Annotated in this window: 5 protein-coding genes; 3 read left to right on the top strand and 2 right to left on the bottom strand. The window is 67.1% G+C overall.

Going from position 1 to position 6,824, the window contains the following annotated elements; translation table 11 throughout:
- The first annotated feature begins 595 nt into the window (after nt 1–595).
- Nucleotides 596–754: a hypothetical protein gene (locus ABZV38_RS39085; protein WP_356333574.1), complete on the top strand. Its 159-nt coding sequence runs from the start codon at nt 596–598 to the stop codon at nt 752–754.
- A gap of 20 nt (nt 755–774) precedes the next feature.
- Here ABZV38_RS39085 and ABZV38_RS39080 read toward each other — a convergent pair.
- Nucleotides 775–1,976 (bottom strand): IS3 family transposase gene (locus ABZV38_RS39080; protein WP_356333572.1). Its coding sequence is split into 2 segments (ribosomal slippage): nt 775–1,691 and nt 1,691–1,976, totalling 1,203 coding nucleotides; the frame shifts between segments, so codons are not numbered across the junction.
- A 99-nt stretch (nt 1,977–2,075) separates the two neighbouring features.
- Here ABZV38_RS39080 and ABZV38_RS39075 point away from each other — a divergent pair.
- Nucleotides 2,076–2,999, top strand: a complete 924-nt coding sequence (locus ABZV38_RS39075) for an N-acetylmuramoyl-L-alanine amidase (protein WP_356333570.1) — start codon at nt 2,076–2,078, stop codon at nt 2,997–2,999.
- 938 nt (nt 3,000–3,937) lie between these two features.
- Nucleotides 3,938–4,867 (top strand): RNA polymerase sigma-70 factor, encoded by a 930-nt coding sequence (locus ABZV38_RS39070; protein WP_356333568.1) that lies wholly within the window; start codon nt 3,938–3,940, stop codon nt 4,865–4,867.
- Between the two features lie 210 nt (nt 4,868–5,077).
- Here the strand turns inward: ABZV38_RS39070 and ABZV38_RS39065 are convergent, their stop codons facing one another.
- Nucleotides 5,078–6,004, bottom strand: a complete 927-nt coding sequence (locus tag ABZV38_RS39065) for an RNA polymerase subunit sigma (protein WP_356333567.1) — start codon at nt 6,002–6,004, stop codon at nt 5,078–5,080.
- Nucleotides 6,005–6,824: the final 820 nt, after the last annotated feature.

The raw sequence follows: 6,824 nt of genomic DNA, 5'->3' as shown, positions 1-6,824 counted from the left end.
GCCCGCCCCATCATCGAGAAATACATCGGCTTGCTCGGCGGTGCGGACGTCTTCACGTACGACAACGCCTTCACGATGTACGAGTCGCTGCGCATTGACGCCGGCGAGCTGGGCCCCTTCGGCATCCGCCCGTAAGCACGACACCACGCCCTGCTGACGCCGAGGCGGTGGAACGGCCCTGCCCTGTGGCGAACCGCTCCAGGTTCTCCCTGTGCGGCCGTTCCCCCTCCGCTTGCAGGCCCTGAGCGGCCGCGGTGTCGGGCGCCGGCTCGGGGCCGCTGAGGAAGCCATGTACTCATCGCGCCGCCTTGCCCAACGCCGACTCAGCACGTCCGCCGCCGAGCCCTGGTCAGCCGGGCCGTCAAAGCCGCGTATGCAGGGAGGTGGTCCGTCGAAGCCGAAAGCTGCCCGACGAGTATTACCGGCATCCCGATGTCTCCCCAATACGCTGCCCCACGGCCCTGCCGGGCGATGGAGTCAAGGTGTGCGTTGATCTTCCAGGCGGCAGCCACGTGTAGCCGCGGACGGTGCAGGGCGCCTCGTAACGGGGTCGCCCCGGCAGGCATACCCGTTATCCCCACCGGAGATCCACACCATGATCGCTCAGCAGTCCCTCACATACGACGCGTTCGTCGAACTCGCTGCCGCTGGTTCAGCCGTCGTCGGCCTCGTTCTCAAAGGGTCCCAAGCCCACGACGGCATGATCACCCCGTATGCCGACCACGACCTGTACGTGGTCATCGAACGGGCCTAGACCCCGGATCTTGGACACGTCTACGCGGCTCGGGTCAGGGTAGTTGATGTTGTGTGGAAGGTGTTTTCGTAGGCGGTCGGAGATCGTTGTCCGAGCCTGGAATGCCGGCGTCGGGTGTTGTAGCGGTGCAGCCAGCGGAAGGCGTCGAGCCGGGCCTCGCGCTCGCTGGGCCAGCCCTTTCGGTCTTTGAGGGTTTCCCTTTTGGAGGTCGCGTTGAACGATTCGGCGGCGGCGTTGTCCGCGCTGCTCCCGACCGCGCTCATGCTCTGCAGGATGCCGGCCCTGCGGCAGGCGTCCGCGAATGCCCGGCTCGTGTAGTGGGCCCCGTGGTCGGTGTGCATGATCGCTCCGGCGAGGCTGCCGCGGGTCCGCTCGGCCGCCGCCAGGGCGTCGGTGACGAGCTCGGTGCGCATGTGGTCGGCGATCGCCCAGCCGGCCAGGCGGCGTGAGCACAGGTCGATCACGGTCGCGAGATAGCAGAACTTCCCGCCGCCGACGGGCAGGTAGGTGATGTCGCCGACGTACTTCGTGTTCACCGCCGACGCGGTGAAGTCGCGGCCGATCAGGTCCGGCGCCTTCGCGGCGGCCGGGTCGGGGACGGTGGTGCGGTGCCTGCGGCGCAGGCGGACCCCGGCCAGTCCGGTGGTCCGCATGATCCGGGCGACGCGCTTGTGGTTGACCGCCTGGCCGTCGCTGGCGCGGAGCTCGGCAGTGATTCTGGGGACGCCGTAGGTCCCGTCGGAGTCCTCATGGACCTTGCGTATCCGGGCCGCGAGCCGGTCGTCGGCGGCCTGGCGGGCCGCGCGGGCCGAGGCGGTGCGGCGCCAGTGGTAGAAGCTCGAGCGGGCGATGCCCAGGATGTCGCGGATCCGCTTCACGCCGAACCGGCGCTGGTGATCGTCAACGAACTGGTAGCGGTTCACCAGCGCGTCTCTCCCGCGAAATACCGGGCCGCTTTGCGGAGGATATCGCGTTCCTCCTCCAGCTCGCGGATCCGCCGCCGAGCAGCGGCCAGCTCCGCCTCGACCGAGTTCCTGCCCGCCGCCGGAGGCGTCGAGTGGGAGCCGGAACGCCGCCCGTCAGCGGCCCGGATCCAGTTCCGCAGCGTCTCGGTGTTCACCCCGAGATCGCCGGCGACGGACCTGATAGTCGCTCCCGGCCGCGACCGGTACAACGCGACGGCGTCCGCCTTGAACTCGGCGGGGTAGTGCTTCATCCCCACAGGGACTCCGTTCTCCTGGACCATCAAGATCCAAGTGTCTCCGGTGTCCAAGATCCGGGGTCAGGGCCCATCCGCTCGTCCGACGGTGCCGTGACCCAGATGGTGCCGATGCACTCGATCGGCATCGAGCACGAGGGCTACGCTGCCTCCGGGGGCACTTGGTACACCCAGATCCAGTACGAGTCCAGCGCGGAACTCGTTGCGTACCTGGCCGACCGCTTCGGCATTCAGCTGGATCGGCAGCACATCATCGGCCACGACAACGTTCCTGGACCCAATTCTTCCCTCGTCTCCGGCATGCACTGGGACCCGGGCCCGTCCTGGGAGCGCTACATGCGGCTCCTTCATGCCCCCGGCAGCGGCGCTCACGGCGTCGCACCGATCGGGTCGGCGGTCACCATCATCCCCGGGTTCGCTCAGAACCAGCAGACGGTGCAGGTCTGCCCGTCCGACGACCCGACAGGTGCCACGCCCGAATGCACCGAACGGCGCCAGCCGTCGAACTTCGTCTACCTGCACACGTCACCCAGCCGCACCGCCCCGCTCTTCGGCGACCAGGCCATTCACGCGGACGGTATCGGTACCAACCGCGTCAACGACTGGGGGAGCACGGCGCAGGCGGGGCAGCAGTTCGTCGTCGCAGGCCGCCAGGGCGACTGGACAGCCATTTGGTACAGCGGCACCAAGGTGTGGTTCCACAACCCGTACGGACACAACACGACCCCCGACCGCCGCGCGACCGTGGTCGAGGCCGCCGGGCCCTCGCCCGTAGCGGTGTACGGCAGCAGCTACCCGGACAAGGGCGAATACCCCGCCGGGCTTTCGCCCTCCACCCAGGTTCCGCTGAGCTTCTACACTGTCCCCGCCGGTCAGGCGTACGTCGCGACCAGCAAGGCCGCGGCCACCAACAACTACTTCCCCTCCAGCGGAACCGTCGTGACCGGCGGCAAGAAGATGTACACCATTCAGTACAACCACCGCCTAGGGCTGGTGTACGAGTCCGACGTGGTGACGACGAACTGACCGGCCGACCGTAGACGTCTGGCCGGCAAGGACCAGTGAGCGACCATCCGGATACCGATCAGTTGCCACCGCTTCGTGCGGACACATGGTCGAGGCCGGGGCCGTGGGGGAGCGCCTCCGGTTCTGGCCGGTCCGTACATGCGGGCGCGTCGCCGGCAGGCGGGACGGCCAGGTCCGTCCCGCCTCGCCCGACACCACGGCGAGCAGTACGCCTGACGCAAGAGGACGGCCGACGTCCGAAGCTCTCTGGCAGCACCGCACCGACACCTCACCGGATCCGGCATGGCGGTCGGTCCCTGCCGAGCGGTGCCGTTCCCGCAAGCGTCCGGCCGTGTGCCGCTCTGCCGTTTCGGCAGGGTGGAGGCCACGGTCTGCTTGCATCGTGTTGCCGGAGCATCCGTGAGCGGCGACACGCATCGTCACGATGCGGCCGGTCTTCAGGGGTGACCTCGTGCCGGTGGCGTGAAAACGCTGCTGATGGGCTTGTTCAGCCCTTGTCGGACGCAGAACGACCCAACCACTGATCAACAACATGTCAGTGCTTTAATGGCATCGTTGGGAATGGCCCACGGTCCTGGGCTGAGAACTAGGCACAGCCTGCTACCCATATGAACCTTTTGCTCAGAGGTATGTTTTGATCCAATGGTCGGGCCGTGAGCCCTCGAAAACACTGTGTGTCTGCCTGCTGTCCCAGCCCTCTCGCAGGAACGGGCCGATCCCGGTCTGTGGAAGAGATGCGATTGGAGCAGTGCCGTGACTTTTAGTGACCACAGTTCCAGCAGCACCCGAACAAGCTATGCAGCGCGTAACACCCGGCAGAACCGCGGCCTCCAGCAGCGTGTCCCGGGACCGGTTGTCGGAGCCGTCCGAGGCCACGCGGTCGCCGAGTGGTCCCGCCCATGGACAGCCGCAACCGGAGGAACGGAGACCGCAGGATCATGCATTTCGAACCGTCCCCCGCGACAAGTAACCTTCAAGAGGCTGTTGCCGTCTTTGTGCAGCACCGGCCACGTCTCTTCGGAATCGCCTACCGTGTGCTCGGCAGTGTGGTTGAGGCCGAAGACGTGGTCCAGGAAGTGTGGCTGCGCTGGCAGAAGACCGACCGCTGCGTGGTGGTCAGCCCGGTGGCCTTCCTCTCGAGCACGACGACCCGCTTGGCGATCAACGTCGCGCAGTCCGCACGCGTGCGTCGGGAAACCTACATCGGACCGTGGCTGCCCGAGCCCATCGACACGAGCTCGGACCCGGAGGCGGGCGCGCAGCGTGCGGAGGCCCTGGAGATGGCTCTGCTGCTGCTGTTGGAGAAGTTGAATCCCACCGAGCGTGCCGCATACGTACTACGCGAGGCGTTCGACTACGCCTATCCCGAGATCGCTGAAATCCTTCAACTCAGCGTCGTCAACGTGCGGAAGATCGTAAGCCGTGCCCGCATGCGTTTGTCGGCCGAGCGTCGGGAGAGCGTGGACACGGCGGAGCACCGACTTCTCCTGAACGCCTTCGTCTCAGCAGCTCAAACGGGAGATGTGGCCTCGCTGGAAGCCCTCCTCACCCCCGATGCCGTGAGTCTGTCCGACGGCAATGGTATCCGGGGCGCCGCTCGCATCCCCGTGCTGGGCCGTGCACGCGTGGCCAACCTGGCCACCGCTCCGCGGTTCTGGCAGGGCGTGGACGCCAGGTTGGTCGACGCCAACGGCCGTACAGGCGTGATGATCTACCGAGATGGCGAACCCGCCACGATCCTGACGATAGCCGCCTCGAAGGAAGGCATCTACAAGCTGATGTGGGTGTGGAATCCGAGCAAGATTGCCGCGTTCCTTGATTCGCGCTCCCGCTTCGCAGCGGCTCTCGGCTCTCCGCCGGTGCTGTGACCCTGGCAGAGGTGGGCACAGCGTGCCGGCGGTGAGCCGAGGACGCAGAGCCGGACCGTACTGCAGCGTGGAATGCCGGCAGGAACAGCTGCCGAGGAGCGCAGCGCTCCTGCACGAGCGCTGCCGCTGACAGAACCGAAAGGGCACGAACGGCGAGCGGCACCCACAGAAGGGTCCGCCCGGCGCCGTGCCTGCACCTTTCAGGAGCGATCAGGACGAGCCGTCACCCTGCTGTGAGCGGCTCTGGTGCGAGCTGGAGCTGCCGTGGGTGGAGGGCTGGTTCCAGGAGTGCAGTTTGTCGGGGTTGAGTACGACCCAGACCTGTGCGATGTGGTGGTCGGCGATGTCGAGGCTGATGACGGCGGCGACCTGGTCGCCGTAGCGGGCGACGAGGCCGGTGCGGCCGTTGACGGACTGGGTGGTCAGTGTGGTGCGCGGGCGGAGGGCCAGGAGCGTCAGCAGGCTGTGTGCGACCTGTCGGCTGCCGTGGACGGGCCTGACCAGTGTCCGGACCTTGGCGCCGCCGTCGAAGAACGCCGTGGCGTCCGGACAGAGAAGCGACGCCAGCAGCTCGGCATCCTCCGTCAGACACGCTTCGCGGACGGCGCGGGCGAAGGTTTCGTGCTGTTCCGCCGTCGTGGGACGTGAGCGATGCACCCGCAGACAGTGGCGTGCCCGGTCGGCGAGTTCGGCGCACTCCGGCTCGGTGCGTCCCACGATGTCGGCGACAGTATCGGGGGTCATCCCGGCGTTCTTGAGCACGAACACCGCCCGCTCGGCCGGCGGCAGAGAATCCAGAGCGTTCAGCAAAATCCGGCTGATCTCCTCCCCCGGCCCCGCCTGCACCCACTCAGCGTCCTGCGTCTGCGTGCGGGCGTCCCCTCTCCGGCCGGCCGCACCCCGGTCGTGCAGGGCGAGGCGGTCCAGACAAATCCCGCCCGCGGTCTTCGCGAGCCAGGGTCGGGGCGCCGTGATCTGCCGGCGCGCCGCGTCGGACAGCCCGTACCACCGGCGGTAGGTCTCATCGACGATGCTCTCCGCCTCACCGGCGCTGCCCAGCATCCAGAAGGCGACATCCAGCAGGTACCGACGCTCGTCAAGCAACTCCGCGATCGACATCGCGTCAGCCTGATCCATAAGGCATCCTCCCTCTCACACGGCACCACACAACGCAGCCGCACGCATCAACCTCGTCGAGGTTCAGGACGGCTTCAGCGGTATCGACGTACCGATGGCAGGATGCCACCAGCACGCCCCTGTGCCCGGGGAGGCGGCTGCAGTAGCCGATGGCTGCGACCTCGCGCACGGGCACCTCTTTCATTTCTCGGCTCAACCTGTTAGACCGGACACACATGGATCCTGCGGCATGAGCTTCCACGCCTGATCCCGAAGACTCGGGTACCGTCCCTATGCCAAGGGCCCTCAGCGTGCTGCGCCCGTGAAGGCTGCGGCCGGGTTCGACACCCCGAGCCCGGGATGGGTGTCTGAGCGCAGGCGGCGTGCGCGAGGCCCCGCTGGGCATCGCTCGGCTGCGAAGCCTCCTCTCACCGGCGAACTGCCCATTCCTTTGCAGAGCCTCCACGCCAACAGTCGCTCGGCCGTCATGACCGCAGCCCGCTGCTGGGGCCGCGCCCCGGCCACACGATCTTCTGCGGATCGTCCCCTTCAGCGCTACGCGGAACTCGGCTGCGTGTCACAAATACGCCGGTTACCCGGTCTCAGGTGACAGCCCCCGACAACTCTTGGTACGGACGAGACAGACCATGATCGAATTCCGGGGGCCTTCTGCCGAATTACGCCATCACCCGGAACCTTGGAGGTTTTCTTTCCCATGGCTGCTGAACGAGGAGACTACGCCATGTCAGGGCCTCGGCGTGAAGCGGGTATGACCGTTTTCTGATCATGGAATGTCCAGGATGTGCAGTGGCCGGGTGGCGTCACGGGCGTTCCTCCTGAG

Origin of the sequence: Streptomyces sp. NPDC005181, from assembly GCF_040608395.1 — a bacterium.
GTDB lineage: Bacteria > Actinomycetota > Actinomycetes > Streptomycetales > Streptomycetaceae > Streptomyces.
The sequence above is the reverse complement of the archived record's forward strand: the minus strand, read 5'-3'. Positions and strand labels throughout refer to the sequence as shown.